Source organism: Demequina oxidasica (assembly GCF_000975115.1).
GTDB lineage: Bacteria > Actinomycetota > Actinomycetes > Actinomycetales > Demequinaceae > Demequina > Demequina oxidasica.
Map to the genome: position 1 here is coordinate 96132 of NZ_BBRE01000001.1, position 19906 is coordinate 116037.

Sequence of the window (19906 nt, forward strand, 5' to 3'; positions counted from 1 at the left end):
CCAAAATTACTCCCAGGTGGTCGGGTACAGCTTGGCGGGCGTGCCGGATGGCGGCACGCGCAGCGCCTGCAGTGCGAAGGTGGAGACATCTTTAAAGAGCGGTGCTGCAACCTCTCCACCATAGATCGAAGTCTTGGGCTCATACATAATGACCGATACGACAATACGTGGGTTGTCTGCGGGCGCAACGCCAACAAACGACGCGATGATCTTGGAGAGTTTCCCGTTGGCGTCGGGCGCCTGGGCAGTGCCAGTCTTACCCGCAACGCGATATCCGTCGATCTGCGCCTTCTTACCGGTACCGTCCTCGGTCACATCCTCGAGCATCAGCATGAGCTCCGATGCCGTCTTCTCCGACACCACCCGCGTGGGCTCGTCGAGCTCCCGTGGCGTGAACGTGCCGTCCGGGTGCTGGAGCCCCTTGACGATTGTGGGCTGGAGGCGCACGCCACCATTCGCCACCGTCTGGTAGACCTGCGCGGTTTGCAGGGCCGTCACCGCAACACCCTGCCCAAAGAGCACGGCGTATTTGGTGCGGCCGTCCCACTCTTCCCAAGGGTGCAGGATTCCACCCGACTCGTCGGGCAAGCCCACGTTCGTGGGCTCGCCAAAGCCGAAAGCCGTGAGGTAGTCGTACCGAGTCTCGGGCGACAGCTTCTCGCCGATCTGAACGGTGCCCGTGTTGGAGGATTGCACGAGCACGCCCGCTAGCGTGAGTTTTTGGGTTCCCGCGTCATGCGAGTCGCGAAAGGTCTGATTATTGGAGGTGGTGTACTTGTACGGCGCCTTATATTCCGAGAGGGGCGTGGCGATGCCCTCTTCGAGGGCGGCAGCCATGGTGATGACCTTGCCGGTAGAGCCCGGCTCAAAGACCGTGGACACTGTGCCAGCGCCACGTTTGGCGGCATCGGTAGCGCCTGGGTCGTTGGGATCCACTGAGCCGGAATCCACCAGAGCCAGGATCTCTCCCGTCTGGACGTCCTCGACGGTGACCATCGCCCGCTCGGTGCCCGTCTTCTTGACCGCAGCCTCTACCAGTTTCTGCGTCTGCCACTGAATGTCGCGGTCGAGCGTCAACACAACGGTAGAGCCGGGAACCGCGGGGGTCTCTTCGTGAGTGCCGGTGGGGATGATGGTGCCGCCGCCACCCTTCTCATAAGTAATGGAACCGGGCTTGCCGAGCAACTCGTCCTCGTACTCGAGTTCCGTGCCCGCCGCACCACGCACTCCCGGGCCATCCGAGTTACCCGCGACAAAGCCCACGACGTTGCCAGCGATGTCCCCGTTTGGGTAGATGCGCTCCGAGGTCGGCTCGGGCTCAATGCCGTAGATGTTCTCCTCTTGGATCAGTTCCCAGGTCTCAGGAGTGATGTCCTTGGCAATGTACTTAAAGGTGCTGTCGCCCACCATCTTGGCGGCGAGCTCCGACTCCTTAAGACCCAGGATGGGGGCCAAGATCTTGGCTGCGTCGAGCGGCCCCTCGGCCACGACCTGCTTATTCTCTGTGCGCTTGAACTGGGCGATGAGCTTCTGGTTGACGCCGACGTTGTAGCGCTTGACTGAGGTGGCCAGGACCACGCCGTTGCGGTCAACGATGTCTGCGCGCTCCGAGTCGACCTCAGTGGTGACGAGTCGCGACGCAAGCGCCTCCTGAGAGAGCTCGGCTGCCTGGACACCCTGCACGAGGACCAGGCGTCCTGCAAAGACAACCAATAATGCCAACAACAGGACCGCAAGAATGCGCTGTCGTTTGACGGGCTTGCCTACGGTCGGTGCGACTGAGCGCTGCGCCGATGCCATCGATCTACTGCCCCTCCGACTCGAGTACAACCGCATCCTTAAGCGAGACAAAACCCAACGTCTCTGCGGGAACCATACCCATGTCGGCCGCCTCATTGGCTAAGAACTGCGGCGAAGAGTTGGATTCGAGTTGCGTGACGAGTGAAGCGCGCTCCTGGTGCAGGCTCGCGATCTCAATTTTGAGGTCACGGCGCTCATACGCGCCACTCGCCATGGTGGTGTTGAGAATCAGCACGGCAGCCATCGACCCCAGCACTATCGCCACGCACAACCAGGCGAAGGGAACCATTGATCGGACCTGCTCGGGAGCCGCAACCGCGCGCAGGTGCTCGCGCCGGCGTGGGGCCTGCCTCGGGCTTGGTAGCGGCGCTCCAGCGCGCGCAGAGGGCCGCTGTCGCAGTGGTGCTGCACTCATGCTGTTCTCCTCAGGCGCTCGACGGGGGTGAGACGGGTACGTTGCGCGGCCCTCAGGCGCACGGGTTTGGATCGCGGGTTGTCCTCGGCCTCGGCCTCGGTCGCCATCTCCGCCCCACGGGTCAGGGCCTTCAGATACGGCTGGTCCTCGTCCGGAATGACGGGCATTCCCGGGGGTGCGGAGGACACAACGCCCGCGGCGAAGGCCTGTTTCACGATCCGGTCCTCCAGCGAGTGATAGGACATCACAACGATGCGACCATCCACTGGGGTGGCCTCGATGGCCGTAGGGATGGTGCGTTCGAGTACTTCGAGCTCACGGTTGACGGCGATGCGCAGCGCCTGGAACGTGCGTTTGGCAGGGTTGCCGCCTTTCGCACGCGCCGCGGCTGGGATAGCAATACGGACCAACTCGACCAGGTCCGCACTGCGCGTCACTGGCGCGGTCTCACGTCGGCGCACGATGGCCCGGGCGACGCGCGGAGCGAAACGCTCCTCACCGTACTCCCGGAAGATGCGCGCCAGGTCTCGCTCGGAAAGGTCAGCCAGCAGGTCTGCCGCAGTGACCTCGTCCTCGCGGTTCATACGCATGTCCAGCGGCGCGTCTTGCGCGTACGAGAACCCGCGATCGGCCTCGTCGATCTGTAGCGAGCTGACCCCTAAGTCGAGCAGAATGCCGTTGGCGGTGGTCGCTCCCACCAGCGCGAGGGCACCCGCAATGTCGTCGTACTCCGCGTGGTGCGCGACAAACCGGTCGCCAAACGGCGCAAGTCGGTCGCTCGCAAGGGCGATCGCGTCGGTGTCACGGTCAATACCCACGACGGTCACGTGGGGGCAACGAGTGAGCAGTAACTCGGTGTGACCTCCCATACCCAGGGTGCCGTCAATCGCGATGGACCCGGGAGCCTCGAGGGCCGGGGCGAGGAGGTCGACGCAACGTTCAAGCATGACCGGCTGGTGCCGGGAAGCCGCGCTGTGCGTCATCGCCCCTCCTTGTGGGTAGTGGTTGGTGTCATTGGGTGACATGTCCCGAGGTCTCCCTCCGGCTCTCTGTCGGGGGGAAGTCCGTCAGAGCGGCGCGGGAGGAGGCCACGGGGCATGTCGGCGTTACATATCGTCAAAAACTTCAGCTGCGGTGGCGGCGTAGTCGTCCTCGCCGCGCTCGAGGTACTCGTTCCAGGCATCGATGTCCCAGATCTCTACGCGAGAGCCCAGGCCCACTACCGCGACCTCACGGTCGATTCCTGCGTACTTGCGTAGCGGCTGCGAAAGCAGGATGCGCCCCTGCTTGTCGGGGATGTCGTCCGATGCGTAGCCAAGGAAGTTGCGCAAGTAGTCCCGTGCGTTCTTGTTCTCGAGCGGCGCCTTACGAAGGCGGTCGTGGATACTCGCAAACTCGTCAAGCGGAAACAGGAAGATACAGCGGTCGAGCCCGCGCGTCGCCACGAGTCCCGAGGCAAGGCGCCCACGGAACTTAGCGGGCAGGATCAGGCGGCCCTTGTCGTCCAGTTTGGGCGTGAACGTGCCGAGAAAGACCCCCGTAGGGCCCAACCCATGTGCGGTTGTCTCCGACACGTCCAATCACCTCCCCAACGCCACGACTCGCCAGTTGTCCCCACATTACTCCACTTCTCTCCACAATTGGGTGGATTGGGCGAAATTAGTTTCCAATCTTGAACAAATCACCAGGTAAAAGTCTAGTTAAATAAGTGGAGTGACCTTGCGACTTGCCTGCATCGCATAGGCTCGTGGGGTTACGTAAAGGAGCGCACATGTCACAGCCGCTGCCCACTGAGGCGGAACTGGCCGAAGTCGCGGACGTCACCTCTCAGATCCGCGAGTCAATTTCCACCGTGTTGTCCGGTATGGACACGGCAGTGACCGCCGCCCTCGCGACGATGCTCGCCGAGGGGCACCTCCTCATGGAAGACGTCCCCGGCGTAGGTAAGACCACGCTCGCTCGTGCCCTTGCCGCGAGCATCGACTGCTCGCTAGGCCGACTCCAGTTCACGCCCGACCTGCTGCCCTCGGACGTCACCGGAGTGAGCATCTTCCGGGCGGCCGATGCGTCCTTCGAGTTTCGCCCCGGCCCCGTCTTCGCGAATGTCGTCATCGCGGATGAGATCAACCGCGCGTCACCAAAGACTCAGTCCGCTCTGCTGGAGGCAATGGCCGAGCGGTCCGTGACGTCCGATGGCACCACGCGCCCTCTCCCCCGTCCTTTCCTGGTGGTGGCGACGCAGAACCCCATCGAGATGGAGGGCACGTACCCTCTTCCCGAGGCGCAACGCGACCGCTTCATGGCGCAGGTCTCGGTCGGCTACCCCTCGCCGCAGGACGAGATGGCGATGCTCGAGTCACACGACGGCGTCGACCCGCTCACCCTGGTAACCCCCGTCGCGGATACCGAGACGATCGCCCGCCTTGTCGACGTTGCGCGCCGTATATACGCGGCGCCGGCCATCAAGCAATACATCGTCGACCTCGCCACGGCGACTCGCTCGGACGGCGCACTTCGACTGGGGGCATCGCCGCGTGCGGCGCTCCAGCTGTTGGCCGCCGCAAAGTCTCGGGCCGCGATGGCTGCACGCAATCACGTCTTGCCTGACGACATCAAAGCGTTAGCGGTGCCGGTGTTCGCTCACCGACTCATTTCTTCAACCGAGGCGCGGCTCGCCGGGCGCACGTCCGACCAAGTCATGCGCGAAATCCTGGCCCGAACTGCCATCCCATCCGAAGCCCGAGACGTCGCTCCGCACCGTGAGAGGGCGTTTACCCGCACCCAGGCCGCGCCCGCACAATGAAGCGACGCCGCAACCGCGACTCGGGGTCAATCACCGTGATGACACCCCGGGGGATCGGCATGGGAGCGTCCGGCGTTGTCGTGGCCATTCTGGGCATCGGCCTCGCCAGCCCAGTACTCGTGTGGGTTGGGGTCTCCATGGCTGCCACGGTGCTCATCGCAGCGCTATGGCTAATCACCTCCGTGGCAATGTTCCGCAAGAGATTCCCTGATGCATGGCGAACAGTGGCCCCCCACCCCCTCACAGCGGGCGGCAATGGAACAGTCAATGTCAGCATCCGCACCGCGAAGCACCGCCAGCGGCTGGGCATTAGTAACGCACTCGCGTCCGCCCTCGATGTGCGTGAGCAGGCCGCCGCCGAGCTCACCGGAGGCCTCTCCACCAAGGCGACAGTCGGGCGTTCCGCCGAGGAACTTCGGCTCGACTACCAGGTGCACCCGACACACCGCGGCCGGTGGCCGCTCGGACCCGCCCTCGTGAAGATCTCCGAACCGCTCGGCATGATCTGGGCAGACGTCGCCGCCGGTAGCGTCGAGCACGTGCCCGTCTGGCCACGCATTGTCGACCTCACGGCCGCCACCGGCGCGTTGATGGGTCAGGCCGACCGGGTAGTGATGGGTGCCCGCACTCCGTCCGCAGACGACTCGTCGCTACGCGACTACCGGGACGGCGATGACCTGCGCCGAGTGCATTGGAAAAGTACCGCACGGCGCGGCACCATGGTCGTCCGGGCCGATGAGCGCGCAGGAGTGAGGCCCGCCACCGTTTTGCTCGACCTACCGGTCAATCCAGTGGCCGCCGAGTGGAGCATCAGTGCCGCGGCATCGGTCGCCGTGTCTGTGCTCGCCTCCGGACATCCCGTGAGGTTGGTGGGCGCGAATGCGCCTCCCGAAGCCGGTGAGGTACACGACGCCCATAACCGAGACAGTGCCAGATCCCGCATCCTCAACGCGACACTCGACCTTGAGGTCCCGTCTAATCGTGACACCGCACTCGAGCACACCCGTGCCGCAGCACGGGCGGCCGTCAACGAAGCGGCCTACGGTGAGGTTGTCATCGCCGTGTGTGATCCCCTGGCGGGCGATATTCTGGCGTCGCTCGTGCCACTGGGCGAGGCCGGTCGCGCATGGGCGATAGTCCGTTGTGGCGACGGCCCCCGACAAGACGAGCGTGCCGAGCAAACCGCCGCAACCCTCAGTAGGTCGGGCTGGAAAGTTGTCACCGCGTCGGTGCGCGATGACCTCAGTTCCGTGTGGAGCGAACTAGTCGCAGGAGGCTCCACATGAGCCATCGCACTGGAGTCACCCGCACCGCCCGCGCCACTCGGCCCTCGTGGCTCGTCACCATACTGATTGCGGTAGCTGCCCTGCTTGGACTGGGCGGACTCTCCGTGATGATCCGTTACGACACCTGGCTGCGCACCGTGGTCGTCACGGTGTTGGCCGTTGCCGCCATCGTGGCGTTCGCGCGGACCCGTACACCCTCCAAGTGGATACCGACTGCGGTGGGCGCGGTCGCCGCCTTCATGTTCATGATCTGGGACTTCGCCGCACGGGAGGATGGGTCGCACCACACGTTTCCCACCGTCGGCGCCTTACGCGATCTAGGGACCGCCCTTGGTCAAGGAATCCACCACGCCGAGGTCTCCACGATCCCAGTGGTTGCTACTCCCGGGTTTGCGGCGATAATCGCGGGTTCCGTCCTCGCGTTGTTCCTCATCAGCGAGTACCTCGCGGTCTCTTGGGGCCTGACCGCGACGGCCGGCATTCTGCTGCTCTTAGCGTGGTTGCCAGCCGCGATCCTGCAACACCAGGTCTCCATCACCCTCCTGATGGCCGCCATCGGTTGCTGGGTGGCTGCGATGGTGCTGACCCGTGCGCCTACCGGCCGTGGCCTTCCGCACTCCATGACTGGCGCGGTGGTAACGGTGGGTGCAGTAGTGGCGGTTGCCGCGCTCGTCGCCCCGCTCGGAGTGGGAGCGCCCGGCTGGGGTCTGATTCCACGCTTCGAGGCGCCGAACGGCCTGGACGGCACCACGCGGCTCAACCTGGCACTCGACCTGCGCAGCTCGCTCACCACCAAGTCCGGCACCGCGGTCATGGTCTACGCAACCTCGGGGTCTCGCCCCGAGGCGCTGCGCCTCTACACGCTGACCGACTTTGACGGTAATTCGTGGGAGCGTGACGAGCCCACCGACGAGTCGGTGCCCGCCACCGACGGCGTGTTGTGGCCAACGGCGGTGGACGACTGGGCCGGACGCAATCGCGAGCGCCTCGACATTCAGGTGCGCTCGCTCTCCGAGCGCAATCTGCCGCTGCCGACCGCACCGCGCACGGTGGACGTAGGCCCTGGTTGGTCGTATGTGCCCTCCCGCGACGAGGTCACGAGTGACGACAAGACCACCAATGGCCTGACCTACTCGGTCGTCACCGACCTGGACTACCACGACAAGGATGCTCTCATTGAGGAACAGAGCGAGATCGACGATGGCGCCGATGCTGGACTCGACCCGCGGTACCTCGACGTTGCGCCAGACATTGATCTTGACCGAGTGCAAGCCGTCGCACTAAACGTGACGGAACGGGCAGACACCCGCTATGGCCAGGCACTCGCACTTCAGCAGTACCTACGCAGCCCGCTCGACTTTAAGTACGACACAACAGTCACCCCAACCGGAAACGACTCTGTGTCTGAATTCTTGGACGCGAAGTCTGGATACTGCGTTCAGTTCGCCACGACCATGGTGGTACTCGCGCGATCGTTAGGCATCCCTGCGCGGCTAGCGGTGGGCTTCCTAGGCGGAACGGTGACAGAAGACGAGACCTTTGTGGTTCGCGGCTCGGACGCTCACGCATGGCCTGAGCTCTACTTTGCGGATCAGGGCTGGGTCCGATTTGAACCCACTCCTGCCGTCCAGACTGGGACTCCCCCCATCTATGCGGACCCCACGCAGGGCATCAACGAGCCCGTCATCAACCTTCCCGAGGGACGGTCGCCGGAGAACCCAGGTGAGATCCGTAATCCTGACCCTGGAGCCAACCCCACGCCACACGTCGACACGGCAGCCGCCCCCGTGATCAGTTGGTGGGCTGTGACAGGAATCATCGTCGCCGTTGTCGCCATGATCGCCGCGATATGGTGGCGCCGTCGAGTACGCCCCGCTCACGCGCTCACCGAACCCGAGCGCGCGTGGCGAATCCTTGCCGACCGCCTGGCGCCTCGCATCGGCTGGCCGTCCACGCTCACCCCTCTCGAGGTTCCCGCTCACATTGAGCAAGGCCTGCGACCACTTCACGCTCGCCTCAGCGAGGACGGAGATGCCGCGTTGGCGCGGGTGTGCGGCGCGGTATCTGACGCTCGCTACGGCTTCGAGGGCCACGCAACGGCCACAGACCACGCGGACAGGTCACTGGAAGCTGATGCCCACCTCGTGGCGACCGAGGTCGAGCACGCAGTCAAGGGCAAGCCCGTCGCGAGGTGACGAACCATGACGCCCATGGGGGCGAACTGGAACGGTAGTTAGAGGTCGCCTTCGTCGCGGCGGCGCTCAAAGCGCTCTTCGACGCGACCCATGAAGCCCTTTTCGTCCTTAGCAGCGGCCTTGGGTGCGGGCCCCTTGGCGTCGTCCGCACGCGGCTCACCGGAACTTGAGGACGTCGGCTTACCGCCGGTGAGGCCCCAAATTGCGAACCCCAGCATGATGGCGAAGCCGGCAATGCCGAGCAACGTCAACTGCGTCATCACGCCTGCTAGCACCACACCGAGACCGGCGACTACCCCGAACACTGCCCACGTCAAGTGACCGCGAGACTTCTGTCCGCGCGACATCGCGTGACCCAATTTGGGGTCGGATCCGAGGTCGTGCTCAAGCTGCTCGAGCACGCGCTGCTCATATTCTGAAAGCGGCACCGTGACCTCCTTAGGTTCCTGTGCGGATAAGTCTAGTTGATATTCGGCGTAGACACTAGACCGAACTGAGCCCGTTCGCAGCCCGCACCACGAGCACGCACCTACATGCGTCGCGACGCCGGGTCTACAGTGAACGCCATGGCCCGCCGCACACCTTCATTAATCGCCCCCAACACGCCACGCAACACTCCTATTGCGATTGGTTCAGGGACCGTCGAGCTGCGAGACGAATCTGATGGTTCAACGACTGTGTGGGTCAATAATGTTCCCAGTTCCAGTATGCGACCCGAGTTGGACGTGCTCGACTTCGAATACATGCGTCACATGGCGGCAGCGATCACCTCCTGGGCGCCTGATGGGCGCTGGCTCGCTCTCCATGTGGGTGCCGCAGCGTGTTCGCTCCCCCGCTACCTGGCTCACACCTACCCCGAGTCCGGCCACATCGCCGTGGACATCGATACCTCACTGCCTGAGTTAGTTCGTGAATGGTGGGATCTCCCGCGGGCGCCACGGCTAAGAATCCGCGCCCAGGACGGGCTCGTTGCAGTGGCGAGCCGGCGCGACGACAGCCTCGACCTGGTCGTGCGGGACGCGTTCGCGGGAGACGCCACCCCGGAACACCTCGCGGACGTCAACTGGTGGGAGCAGGCACGGCGGTCCGTACGAGCGTCCGGGTTGGTGCTCGCGAACGTCGGCACCCGCCCGGGCACCATCATGGGCCGCGACGACGCGCGTGCTGCGCGAGCCACGTTCAAAGACGTCGTTGCCGTGGGCGAACACGCGGTCCTCAAGGGCAAGCGGCGCGGAAACGTGGTGCTGGTCGCAGGCGACCAGATCGACTCGCGAGCGCTCGCACGGTACGCGGCATCGGCTCCCCTACCCACCGGCGTCGACCCTGGCTGGAACCGCTAGCCCGAGCCCCAGGAGGTCACAGCATCGGCCTTCCGCGCGGGAACCCACCCTTGGTGGGGAAACAAAAATGGCCGCCCTCCCGAAGGAGAGCGGCCATCGTTGCGCGTAGTCGCGACACGAATGCCGGGAACTACTGATGCCTGTATTCAGCTGGCGTCGAGCGGGCTCAAACCTGCGTCAACTGCCAAGACTGAGAAGACTTAGAGGGGACGAACCTGCTCGGCCTGGGGACCCTTGGGGCCCTCGGTGACCTCGAACTCGACGCGCTGCGCCTCTTCGAGGGACTTGTAACCATCGGTCACGATCGCGGAGTAGTGCACGAAAACGTCGGCGCCGCCGCCGTCCTGTGCGATAAATCCATAACCCTTTTCGGCGTTAAACCACTTCACAGCACCCTGTGCCATTTTTAATTCCTATCTGTACTGCCCGGAGACGGGAAGCAAGGACACCATGTCCCTGCTTGTCGCCGCAATGATTTGTTCCACGCCCGGAAAGCCAGACAGGTTTCGCACACTACGTTCTTGCAACCGAACCTATTGTGGCACGTTTTACGGATTTGGGGGGAAGTCGGGCCGTTGTTGCTCAAGAAATTGCTCAAATGCCGCCCCCAGTTCGTCTGCAGAGGGCAGCGAACCGTCCATTGGAATGACGCCCTCGCGCGACTCAACCAGCGCATCGTACTGACGTTCAAGCTGCTCTACCAGGCCCTGAATCTCTTCCGACTCTGCCATCTGGCGGTTAATCTCCTCAGTCGCCGTAGCCGCCGCATCGTCCAGATCTCCGGTCGATAAGACCAGGCCTGAGACATCCTCGATGGCCCGCATGGCGCGCTGCGCGGCTTGCGGATACGAACTTTGAGCGAGGTAATGGGGCACGTGAACTGCGACGCCCACGGCATCGAGGTCCCACTGGCCGAACCTGTACTCCATGAGGTTTTGCGACGATGCGGGCACCTGCACGGTGCCGAAAATGCTCGGCGCGTCGGGAAGGATCTCCTGACGCGTGCCGTGCACCGTCGCAATGAGCGGCCGGGTGTGCGGGACGCCCATGGGAACTCCGTGAGTGCCCAGCGTGAGGCCGACCCCTAGCTCGTCAACGATCTCGCGGACCGCGCGGATGTAGCGCTCCCACTGCACGTCGGGCTCGAAGCCGTGTAGCAACAGAAACGCGGTCCCCTCCGCATCGGTCACCATGTCAAGTTCAAGATGAGGCTCGTCGTAGTCGGTCCACTGGTTCACAGAGAACGTCATCTCAGGACGGCGCGACCGATAGTCGAGCAGTTGATCGATGTTGAACGTTGCGACGCGCACCGGCTCGCTGTGCTCGAGTACGTGGTCCGCGACGTGCGCGCCGGCACGGCCGGCGTCAATGAACCCACGTAGCGAATACATCAGCACTGCGGAGCCGTGTGACGACCGGGCTGTCCACGCCTCGACGCCTTGCGGGTCCCACGTCAACAGAGAATTGTCAGTCATGGCCTCATTGTTTCACGGCATCCCTCGCTGAGCGTCAGACCTCGCTGCGAGCGAACGACCCACGGGACCTTGGTCGCCACGCTCGAGCATCTTTGCGATAATGGTCAACTGTCTCGGCGACTTACGTGACGTAGATGCAAGGGGTGAAGATGCACGAGGACAACACGGTGAATGCGGACCAGCCTGGACTCGCTGGCGAGCAAAAAGTCATCGATGTTCTCTACTCACGCGTGGACACACTGCGCGACGAGGCTGACGAGCGACTTACTGAAATTCGTCGTACCGGACCTAGCGGATCACCCCAGAATCGCTCCGAGCGCGACGCGTTCGCCACGCTCTACGAGGACCGCATTGCGCAGCTCGACGCCGTCGAGGATCGCCTTTGCTTTGGCCGCCTCGACCTGCGCGACGGCGATCACCTCTATGTGGGCCGCATCGGGCTGTCCGACGCCGATCACGCCCCGCTGCTCACGGACTGGCGCGCCCCTGCAGCGCGGGCCTTTTACTCGGCGACCGCCGCGAACCCTGGCAACGTGGTCAATCGTCGTCACCTGACTACCCGCCGCCGCACTGTGACCGCAGTCGAGGACGACGTGCTGGACGTCGAAGCCTTGCGCGAATCCGGCGCAGACGCCGCGCTCGCCGGGGAGGGCGCCCTGCTCGCCGCTCTGGGTGAGCGCCGCACCGGCCGCATGGGCGACATCGTCGCCACTATTCAGGCAGAGCAGGATGACGTCATCCGCGCGCCGATGCAGGGCGCGCTGGTGGTGCAGGGAGGCCCCGGAACGGGCAAGACGGCCGTGGCCCTCCACCGCGCCGCGTACCTGCTCTACCACCACCGTCAGCAGCTCGAGAGCCGCGGCGTGCTGCTCATCGGGCCATCGCGGTCCTTCCTGAACTACATCGACCACGTGCTGCCCTCGCTCGGCGAGACGGGCGCCGTGAGCACCACCATGAGCGGGCTAGTCAAGGGCATCGACACGTCCGCCATCGAGGCCGACCAGACCGCCGCGCTCAAGGGCCGGACTGAGATGGCGAATGTGATTCGCAGCGCCGTCCGCGAGCGCCAGCGGTTGCCGCGCGCCGACCAAGAATTTCGCCTGGACGGTCGCACAGTGGTCATCCGCCGCGCCGACGTCAAAGACGCCCAGGCACGAGCGCGACGCGACGGCAAGCCTCACAACCAGGCCCGCAAGGCATTCGCCAAGGACATGATCGGGCGCCTGACCATGCAGTTGATGGAGCAGCTCGACCATTCACTAGGCGACGACGACCGGGCTGAGTTCGAGCGCGACGTCCGCGATGACAAGAACATCCGTGTGGCCATCAACCTGTGCTGGCTACCGGTCTCCCCCGTTCAGTTGTTGCGCGACCTCTTCGCCAAACCGCATCTGCTCGACTACGCCGCGCAGTCACTCACCCCGACCGAACGCTCCCACCTCCTCCGCGCTGCTGACGCACCCTTTACCGACGCAGACGTCCCCCTGCTGGACGAGGCGGCGGAATTACTTGGCGACATGCCCGGCTCAAACAAGCGCGCACGCGACGAGGCTCCCTCGGCCGAGGAGGTCCAGTACGCGAAGGACGTGCTCGACAGCTTTGGCGCGGAGAGCATGATCAAGGTCGACGCCGAGGTGTTGGCCGCCCGCATGCAGGCCGGCCCGGGACGCATGTCCGTCGCGGAGCGCGCATCCGGCGACCGGCGATGGGCTTACGGCCACGTCGTAGTCGACGAAGCGCAAGAGATTTCGCCGATGGGCTGGCGGATGCTGCTCCGGCGTTGCCCCACCAGGTCCTTCACGATCGTCGGCGATGTTGCGCAGACCACCGCGAGCGCCGGCACGCGCTGGTGGCCAGAGGCGATGGACCCCGTGTTCAAGGACTCATGGAACCTTCGCGAGCTCACCATTAGTTACCGCATTCCTGCCGGGGTGGCCGAGGTCGCGCAGTCGTATGCGCGGGCCGCTGGCCTGCCGGTGAGTGAACTCACTGCCGCGCGCGACCTTGACGACTCGGTTGCCGTGACGAAGGACGCCGATGCCGTCGCGAGGGCCGTACAGATCGCGACGGAGCACTCGCACACGCTGGCGGCTACCGGCGGCGGGCTGGTCGCCGTCATCGCGCCACAATCTCTCTTGACGGAGGTGGGTGGCTTGCTACTTGAGGCCGGCATCGAGGATGTCACGTTGGTGACAGCACGCGGGGCCAAGGGTCTCGAGTTCGACATCGTCGTGGTAGTCGAACCCGCGCAGATCGCACAGCATCCCGGAGACCTGTACGTGGCACTCACGCGCTCGACGCGCCGCCTCGAGGTGGTCCACACCGGCGCGCTACCTCCAGGCATGTAGCCAGTCGGATCGTGGCCTGCCTGCGCTAGACGTCTTCGCAGGGCCCCGCGCCCGCAATTGCCAGGCCCGCCAGGTCACCGGGACCCCAGGTAGTGAGCGTTGAACTTGATGCGTTCATCAACTCGTTGGGGTCCTGAACGTGAGCAAGGCCAAGCACGTGGCCCCACTCATGCATGATGATCGCCGTCGCCCGGGCCTCACCGCCGGGGGCCACTGCCAGCTGCCGCAGATCTTCACTGTCAAGCACCATGACTCCCGCGCGTAGGTAGCGTTGCTCTCCATATGCGCCGTTGACCGCGCTGGAACCCCCCACTCCGGACACAGCACCGGCCAAGTCTGGGTTTTGCGACTCCGTTGACCAGCCCACGACCACGGGCGCAAACCCCTCGCCATATTGCGGCTGCAGGAGTTCACGTTCAAAGCTGGCGGGTTCGTTGGTAGTTCCCTCGTAAACCAAATCGATGCCGGAGGCTGCGGCTACAGCATCGGCCGCGTTGTGCAACATTGGCAACGCGCCACGAGGCATACCTGCTGGCGAGAGCACCCATTTCACCGGACGACAGGGGTCGTACCGCACCGGACCCTCACTCACATCGTCAAATAAGAACGCGAAGGATCCGCTGGTCTCAGGCACTATCACCGCACTGCGCCTCATAGCGGGGCCGTCGGGCAGCGGGATGGTGCGCTCCGTGTCTCCCTCAATTACCGAGTTGCGTGGCGTGCCAAAGTGCTTCAGATCCTCTATCACTATTCCCTGCCAACTCGCCATCACCACCGCGCCCGCGACTGCGCAGGCGATCAGCACGCTGACGTTCAGGGCACGAGACATGGCTCTAGCCTGCCACGGTCGCGCATACGAATTGGAAACGGCGGCAAAGTGCGAGACAATCAGCCACGTGCGAGCACTCCTACTTGAAAACCTTCACCCCAAAGCCACCGAGATCCTCGAGGGCGCCGGAATCGACGTCGAGAACCATGGCGGCGCCATGGACGAGGACGAGCTGATTGAGGCCCTCAAGGGCGTTGAACTGCTTGGTCTGCGGTCTAAGACCCAGCTCACGGAACGTGTCATCGAGGCGTCTCCCTCGCTGATCTCCGTTGGAGCGTTCTCCATCGGCACCAACCAGATCGACCTCGCGGCAGCTGCCCGCAAGGGAATCGCTGCGTTTAACGCGCCATTCTCGAACACGCGCTCCGTAGTCGAGATGGCAGTCTCCGAGATGATCTCTTTGACCCGTCGGCTCCCCGATCACAACCGCATGATGCACCAGGGCGTGTGGAATAAGAGCGCTGACGGCGCACACGAGATCCGAAGCCGCACGCTCGGCATCGTGGGCTACGGCAACATCGGCTCGCAGTTGTCCGTGATCGCAGAGGCGCTCGGAATGAACGTCATTTTTTACGACAGCGCCGAGAAGCTCGCGCTGAGCAATGCAACCCGCATGCCCACGCTGGAGTCACTACTCGCGGCTGCGGACATCGTCACGTTGCACGTTGACGGACGCCCCGGCAACCAGGGCTTCTTTGGTCCGGAGCAGATCAACGCGATGAAGCCAGGCGCTCTCTTCCTGAACCTGTCGCGCGGCTTCAACGTCGACATCGACGCCCTGCGCGCGGCACTGGAGTCCGGCCACATTGGCGGTGCGGCCATCGACGTGTTCCCCGAGGAGCCCAAGAAAAAGGGTGACCCCTTCGTCACTCCCCTGCAGAACATGCCGAACGTCATTCTCACGCCACACATTGGCGGTTCGACGGAGGAAGCTCAGCGCGACATCGGCATCTTCGTGGCGACGCGACTGCGCGACTACGTCCAGAACGGTTCCACGTCGCTGAGCGTCAATCTTCCCAATCTTTCACTGGAGCAGGTCAGCGGTTCATACCGCATCGCGCACCTGCACTCCAACATCCCTGGTGTGCTCGCGGCCGTCAACCACGAGCTCGCACAGCACGACGTCAACATCGAAGCGCAGTTGCTCTCAACGCGCGGCGACCTTGGCTACGTTGTCACCGACATCGCGGCCGGCACCGACTCCGGTGCACTAGAAGCACTCGCCAGCATGCCTGGCACCGTGCGATTGCGAGTTCTCTCATAAATAACCCCCACACCAACGAAGCCGTCGCCTTCTCCGACCTCGGTCTACCTGACGCGCTCGTTGAGGCACTGTCGCGCGCCGGAATCGAGACCGCGTTTCCCATCCAGTCGGCAACCATCGCCGATGGCCTGGCTGGCCGGGACGTCCTCGGCAAGGCTCGTACCGGTTCAGGTAAGACGCTTGGCTTCGGCCTGCCCGCAATCGCGCGCCTCGCGGACACGGGACGCGCGGAGCCGAACAAGCCCCGCGCGATCGTGCTAGTCCCCACCCGCGAACTGGCCATGCAGGTCAACGACGCGCTCGAGCCGTACGCACACGCCATGCATGTCTCGCTGCGCCTAGTCGCCGGTGGCCTGTCGATGTCCAAGCAGATCCAGGCCCTTGACCGCGGCGTACACCTTCTGGTCGCTACCCCCGGCCGTCTTGCCGACCTGGTGCGCCGCGGCGACGCCAACCTCTCCGATGTTTCGCTGGTCGTCCTCGATGAGGCCGACCACATGGCCGAGATGGGCTTCATGGACGAGATCACCGAGATTCTCGCAGGAGTCCCCAAGGGTGGTCAGCGGCTACTGTTCTCGGCCACCCTCGACGGCGACGTCGACCGCTTGGTCAGTGCGTATATGAACGACCCGGTGCTGCACGACGTCACCTCTGGCGACGACGCGACCGCCACCATGACTCACGTGGGCCTCAACGTTCCTCCCCACCTGAAGTACCAGATCGCCAACCGCATCGTTTCCCGCGAGGGCCGCACCATCGTGTTTGTGCGCACCAAGTTGGGATGCGACCGCATTGCCGGCCAAATGCGCGAGGCGGGCGTCAACGCGATCGCCCTGCACGGCGACAAGACGCAGGCCGAGCGCAACGCCGCCATCAGCGGCTTCCGCGCGGGCACGGTTCCGGTGTTGGTCGCTACTGACGTTGCCGCTCGCGGCATCCACGTCGACTCCGTGGACCTGGTCATGCAGATCGACCCACCGGCCGATCACAAGGACTACACGCACCGCGCCGGACGTACCGCGCGCGCGGGCGAGGCCGGCATGGTCGTCACGCTCGTGCTGCCGCACCAGCGCAAGACCGTCGACCGCCTGTTCGAGAACGCAGGAATCGAACCGTTGTTCCGTAAGATCCGCGGAGACGACGCCGAGTCCATGGCCATGGTCGATGCCCTCACAGGTGGCCACGAGCCCAGCGGCATTCCTGTTCCAGAACCGCGTGCCCCCAAGCCCGAACGTGGGCGTGGACGCCCCGAGCGCGGTGGCGGCTCGCGTGGTCGAGGCGACACCGGCCGCCGACCCAGCCGCAACATGTCTGATGGCGGACGTTGGGACTCACGCCGCGAGGACGCAAGCGCGTCACGAGCGCGCGACGATCTCGCCCGCAAGGAACGCGAACTCGCCGAGCGAGAGCGTCGGCTCACCTTGCGTGAGCAGGAACTCACCTCGCGCTCCGAGGCCCCGCGGGCCGCTACGGGCGGTGCGCCCTCGGCACGCCGTGACGAGGGACGTCCCTCGTACAACCGCGACGACCGCTCAGGTCGACCTACTGGTCGTGACGACCGTCCTGCGAAGTCCTCCTCATGGGACCGCAAGGACTCCAAGCCCTCGCGTGACCGGGACGACCGCAAGCCCTACGGCCGCGACGATCGTGGCTCATCTGACCGTAAGCCGTACAGCCGCGACGACCGCTCGGGCCGACCTACTGGTCGTGACGACCGTCCTGCGAAGGCCTCCTCATGGGACCGCAAGGACTCCAAGCCCTCGCGTGACCGGGACGACCGCAAGCCCTACGGCCGCGACGACCGTGGCTCATCTGACCGTAAGCCGTACAGCCGCGACGACCGCTCGGGCCGTTCCAGCGGCCGCGACGAGCGTCCCTCGTACAACCGCGACGACCGCTCAGGTCGACCTACTGGTCGTGACGACCGTCCTGCGAAGTCCTCCTCATGGGACCGCAAGGACTCCAAGCCCCCGCGTGACCGGGACGACCGTGGCTCTGGCGGCGGCAAGAAGTTCGACGGGCCCAAGAAGCCCAAGGCCGTCAACGACACTCCTGGCAAGGGCAAGAAGCCTAAGAAGACATCTAATCGGAGTGGGAAGCCTCGTCCGAAGAAGAAGTAGCCGCAGCATCCTCTGCGCGTAGCCGTGCGATAGCCGCATCGAAGTCGTCGAGTGTCTCGAACGCCTGATAGACACTAGCAAAGCGAAGGTATGCGATCTCGTCGAGCTCGCGCAGGGGCGGCAGGATCGCAAGACCGATGTCCAGGGCGTTGATTTCGGCCTGGCCGTTGGCCCGGATTGACTCTTCAACCTTTTGGGCCAAGAGGGCGAGGTCGTCTTCGCTGACGGGCCTCCCCTGGCAAGCCTTCTTCACACCGGACATGATCTTCTCGCGACTGAAGGGCTCGGAAACTCCTGCTCGCTTCAGGACAGACAGGCTCGCGGTTTCCACGGTAGTGAAGCGTCTGCCGCACGAGGGGCATTCGCGGCGGCGGCGGATGGATGCGCCATCGTCCGAGGTACGCGAGTCGACGACCTTGGAGTCAGTGTGGCGACAGAAGGGACAGTGCATGCCCGCATTGTCCCATGCAGACAGAGACGTCTGCGAACCAGCTCGCCTGCGCCTCGCGTAAAGGACTAAGCCACGGACGGGAGCAGGAGTTCCTGACCCGCGCGCAACGCCGAGGAATCCATCACGTTCACACGCTGAATTGCGCCTACCGTCGCCTGGACGTCATTTCCACTAGGCGTGATCGAGCTAGCGATATCCCACAGGGTGTCGCCCGGCATCACGACGTACGTATCGGCGGCGACTGCCCCCGTCGAGGCGTCGGCGGACGTGTCGTTGGCGAATGCCTGAGGACCGACCACTACTGCGACGGCTAGGAGCACGACCACCAAGGCGGCGCGCTTGGCGCGGGCTACGGGGTTCTGCGGTGCGTAGATCTTCATGACTTCCTCCATTCGAACACGTGTTCGTCGAACACATGTTCTATTTCTAACATCAAGAGCCGACATATGCAAGACACGCTCGAACATATGTTTGATTAAATGCTCGGCGTGCCCTACCGTCATGTCTTAAGAGCATCACGAGGGTCTGACAACTGCGGGCCCGCCAAACCGTGCGGTTCAAGACCTAGAGGAGAGGGAACACTCATGAGTGACGAGGCGAACCACGCAAATGGCGGAGCGACCATTCATCAGTTCCCCAACGTTGGCGGGGGCGATACGCTGACCGAGCGCCAGCGCCAGATCCTGGAGCACATCCGCGACGCCGTCGCAGATCGCGGCTACCCGCCGAGCATGCGTGAGATTGGAGAGGCCGTCGGTCTCAACTCGACGTCCTCGGTGACTCACCAACTGCGCACGCTGCAGGAGAAGGGCTACCTGCGCCGCGACCCCAACCGGCCCCGCGCCATGGAAGTCGTCATGCCAGGCGAGCCCATTGCGGACGGCGAGTCGGTCGAGGAGTTCCCCACGGCATCGGCGCCCGTCGTTGCTGTTGATGAGAACGTCTCAAGCGTGCCGCTGGTCGGGCGCATCGCCGCCGGTGGGCCTATTCTCGCGGACCAGGCCGTGGAGGATGTCTTCACTCTCCCCACGCAACTCACCGGCCACGGCGACCTGTTCATGCTGAAGGTATCTGGGGACTCGATGATCGACGCCGCTATTTGCGACGGCGACTGGGTAGTGGTGCGCAAGCAGAACACCTGTGAGAACGGCGACATCGTCGCAGCGTTGCTCGACGACGAGGCGACGGTCAAGACATTCCGCCAGCGCGACGGTCACGTGTGGCTCATGCCCCACAACCCCGCCTACACGCCGATCGACGGCGACCACGCCACCATCATGGGCAAAGTCGTCTCGGTGATGCGGCGCCTCTAACCGAGACGCCGGTTGTCGCTACTTCGAGTCGCGCCAACCATCAAGCCAGTGGAATCCGCCATTGATGGCACGGCGCATCGCCTGCATCGCATTCGCGATGGTGGTCTGATAGACGCGAGACTCCTCGGTCTCCGCGGCTTCCGCTTTGGCACGACTGGTTGTCATGAAGTGTTCGAGGTAGGCGGCAAAACGCTCGCGCTCGGCCAGCTGGCCACGGACAAACTCCTCGGACGGTTCGTTCTCAGTCATCGTGTCAGCTCCTTGAAG

General features: G+C 64.3%; 19 protein-coding genes. 8 read left to right on the top strand and 11 right to left on the bottom strand.

Going from position 1 to position 19906, the window contains the following annotated elements:
- Positions 1 to 6 precede the first annotated feature (6 nt).
- From AOP77_RS00480 to mraZ, 4 genes are all read right to left on the bottom strand, one after another.
- A complete protein-coding gene (locus AOP77_RS00480) occupies positions 7 to 1800 on the bottom strand; it encodes a peptidoglycan D,D-transpeptidase FtsI family protein (RefSeq protein WP_236685721.1) in 1794 nt (597 codons plus the stop codon).
- 4 nt (positions 1801 to 1804) lie between these two features.
- Complete coding sequence (gene ftsL / locus AOP77_RS00485) at positions 1805 to 2215, bottom strand: cell division protein FtsL (RefSeq protein WP_152649715.1); 411 nt, start codon at positions 2213 to 2215, stop codon at positions 1805 to 1807.
- Positions 2212 to 3198: a 16S rRNA (cytosine(1402)-N(4))-methyltransferase RsmH gene (rsmH, locus tag AOP77_RS00490; RefSeq protein ID WP_062207924.1), complete on the bottom strand. Its 987-nt coding sequence runs from the start codon at positions 3196 to 3198 to the stop codon at positions 2212 to 2214. The genes ftsL and rsmH overlap by 4 nt, the downstream gene beginning before the upstream one ends.
- Positions 3199 to 3321: 123 nt before the next feature.
- A complete protein-coding gene (gene mraZ / locus AOP77_RS00495; RefSeq protein WP_062211227.1) occupies positions 3322 to 3789 on the bottom strand; it encodes a division/cell wall cluster transcriptional repressor MraZ in 468 nt (155 codons plus the stop codon).
- A gap of 197 nt (positions 3790 to 3986) precedes the next feature.
- Between mraZ and AOP77_RS00500 the strand changes: the two genes are divergently transcribed.
- Genes AOP77_RS00500 through AOP77_RS00510 form a run of 3 tightly spaced genes read left to right on the top strand, consistent with a single transcriptional unit; the run spans position 3987 to position 8499 of the window.
- Complete coding sequence (locus AOP77_RS00500; RefSeq protein WP_062207928.1) at positions 3987 to 5018, top strand: AAA family ATPase; 1032 nt, start codon at positions 3987 to 3989, stop codon at positions 5016 to 5018.
- A gap of 38 nt (positions 5019 to 5056) precedes the next feature.
- Positions 5057 to 6304, top strand: coding sequence for a DUF58 domain-containing protein (locus AOP77_RS00505; protein WP_160300022.1), 1248 nt, complete (start codon positions 5057 to 5059; stop codon positions 6302 to 6304).
- Positions 6301 to 8499 carry a transglutaminase TgpA family protein gene (locus AOP77_RS00510; protein WP_062207934.1) on the top strand — a complete coding sequence of 733 codons (2199 nt, stop codon included), beginning with the start codon at positions 6301 to 6303 and terminating at the stop codon, positions 8497 to 8499. The genes AOP77_RS00505 and AOP77_RS00510 overlap by 4 nt, the downstream gene beginning before the upstream one ends.
- Positions 8500 to 8537: 38 nt before the next feature.
- On the opposite strand, the gene AOP77_RS00515 is transcribed toward AOP77_RS00510, so the two are convergent.
- Positions 8538 to 8927: an SCO2097 family morphological protein gene (locus AOP77_RS00515; protein ID WP_062207937.1), complete on the bottom strand. Its 390-nt coding sequence runs from the start codon at positions 8925 to 8927 to the stop codon at positions 8538 to 8540.
- A 138-nt stretch (positions 8928 to 9065) separates the two neighbouring features.
- Here AOP77_RS00515 and AOP77_RS00520 point away from each other — a divergent pair, with 138 nt between their 5' ends.
- Positions 9066 to 9839 carry a spermidine synthase gene (locus AOP77_RS00520; RefSeq protein ID WP_062207940.1) on the top strand — a complete coding sequence of 258 codons (774 nt, stop codon included), beginning with the start codon at positions 9066 to 9068 and terminating at the stop codon, positions 9837 to 9839.
- Positions 9840 to 10039: 200 nt separating this feature from the next.
- On the opposite strand, the gene AOP77_RS00525 is transcribed toward AOP77_RS00520, so the two are convergent.
- Positions 10040 to 10243, bottom strand: coding sequence for a cold-shock protein (locus AOP77_RS00525; RefSeq protein WP_061964501.1), 204 nt, complete (start codon positions 10241 to 10243; stop codon positions 10040 to 10042).
- A 144-nt stretch (positions 10244 to 10387) separates the two neighbouring features.
- Positions 10388 to 11314, bottom strand: a complete 927-nt coding sequence (locus tag AOP77_RS00530; protein WP_062207943.1) for a PAC2 family protein — start codon at positions 11312 to 11314, stop codon at positions 10388 to 10390.
- A 149-nt stretch (positions 11315 to 11463) separates the two neighbouring features.
- Between AOP77_RS00530 and AOP77_RS00535 the strand changes: the two genes are divergently transcribed.
- On the top strand, positions 11464 to 13662 hold the full coding sequence (locus tag AOP77_RS00535) for a HelD family protein (RefSeq protein WP_062211230.1): 2199 nt from the start codon (positions 11464 to 11466) through the stop codon (positions 13660 to 13662).
- Positions 13663 to 13687: 25 nt separating this feature from the next.
- On the opposite strand, the gene AOP77_RS00540 is transcribed toward AOP77_RS00535, so the two are convergent.
- Positions 13688 to 14491 (bottom strand): matrixin family metalloprotease, encoded by an 804-nt coding sequence (locus AOP77_RS00540; protein WP_062207946.1) that lies wholly within the window; start codon positions 14489 to 14491, stop codon positions 13688 to 13690.
- Between the two features lie 67 nt (positions 14492 to 14558).
- Here AOP77_RS00540 and serA point away from each other — a divergent pair, with 67 nt between their 5' ends.
- Both serA and AOP77_RS00550 read left to right on the top strand, forming a co-directional pair.
- On the top strand, positions 14559 to 15755 hold the full coding sequence (gene serA / locus AOP77_RS00545) for a phosphoglycerate dehydrogenase (protein WP_062207949.1): 1197 nt from the start codon (positions 14559 to 14561) through the stop codon (positions 15753 to 15755).
- 101 nt (positions 15756 to 15856) lie between these two features.
- Positions 15857 to 17875 (top strand): DEAD/DEAH box helicase, encoded by a 2019-nt coding sequence (locus tag AOP77_RS00550; RefSeq protein WP_269078420.1) that lies wholly within the window; start codon positions 15857 to 15859, stop codon positions 17873 to 17875.
- Here the strand turns inward: AOP77_RS00550 and nrdR are convergent.
- A complete protein-coding gene (nrdR, locus tag AOP77_RS00555; protein WP_062207955.1) occupies positions 17838 to 18326 on the bottom strand; it encodes a transcriptional regulator NrdR in 489 nt (162 codons plus the stop codon). The genes AOP77_RS00550 and nrdR overlap by 38 nt on opposite strands.
- A 65-nt stretch (positions 18327 to 18391) precedes the next feature.
- Positions 18392 to 18706, bottom strand: coding sequence for a LysM peptidoglycan-binding domain-containing protein (locus tag AOP77_RS12160; protein ID WP_062207958.1), 315 nt, complete (start codon positions 18704 to 18706; stop codon positions 18392 to 18394).
- A 204-nt stretch (positions 18707 to 18910) separates the two neighbouring features.
- Here AOP77_RS12160 and lexA point away from each other — a divergent pair, with 204 nt between their 5' ends.
- Positions 18911 to 19639, top strand: a complete 729-nt coding sequence (gene lexA, locus AOP77_RS00565) for a transcriptional repressor LexA (RefSeq protein WP_062207961.1) — start codon at positions 18911 to 18913, stop codon at positions 19637 to 19639.
- 18 nt (positions 19640 to 19657) lie between these two features.
- Here the strand turns inward: lexA and AOP77_RS00570 are convergent, their stop codons facing one another.
- On the bottom strand, positions 19658 to 19888 hold the full coding sequence (locus AOP77_RS00570) for a hypothetical protein (protein WP_061964483.1): 231 nt from the start codon (positions 19886 to 19888) through the stop codon (positions 19658 to 19660).
- Positions 19889 to 19906: the final 18 nt, after the last annotated feature.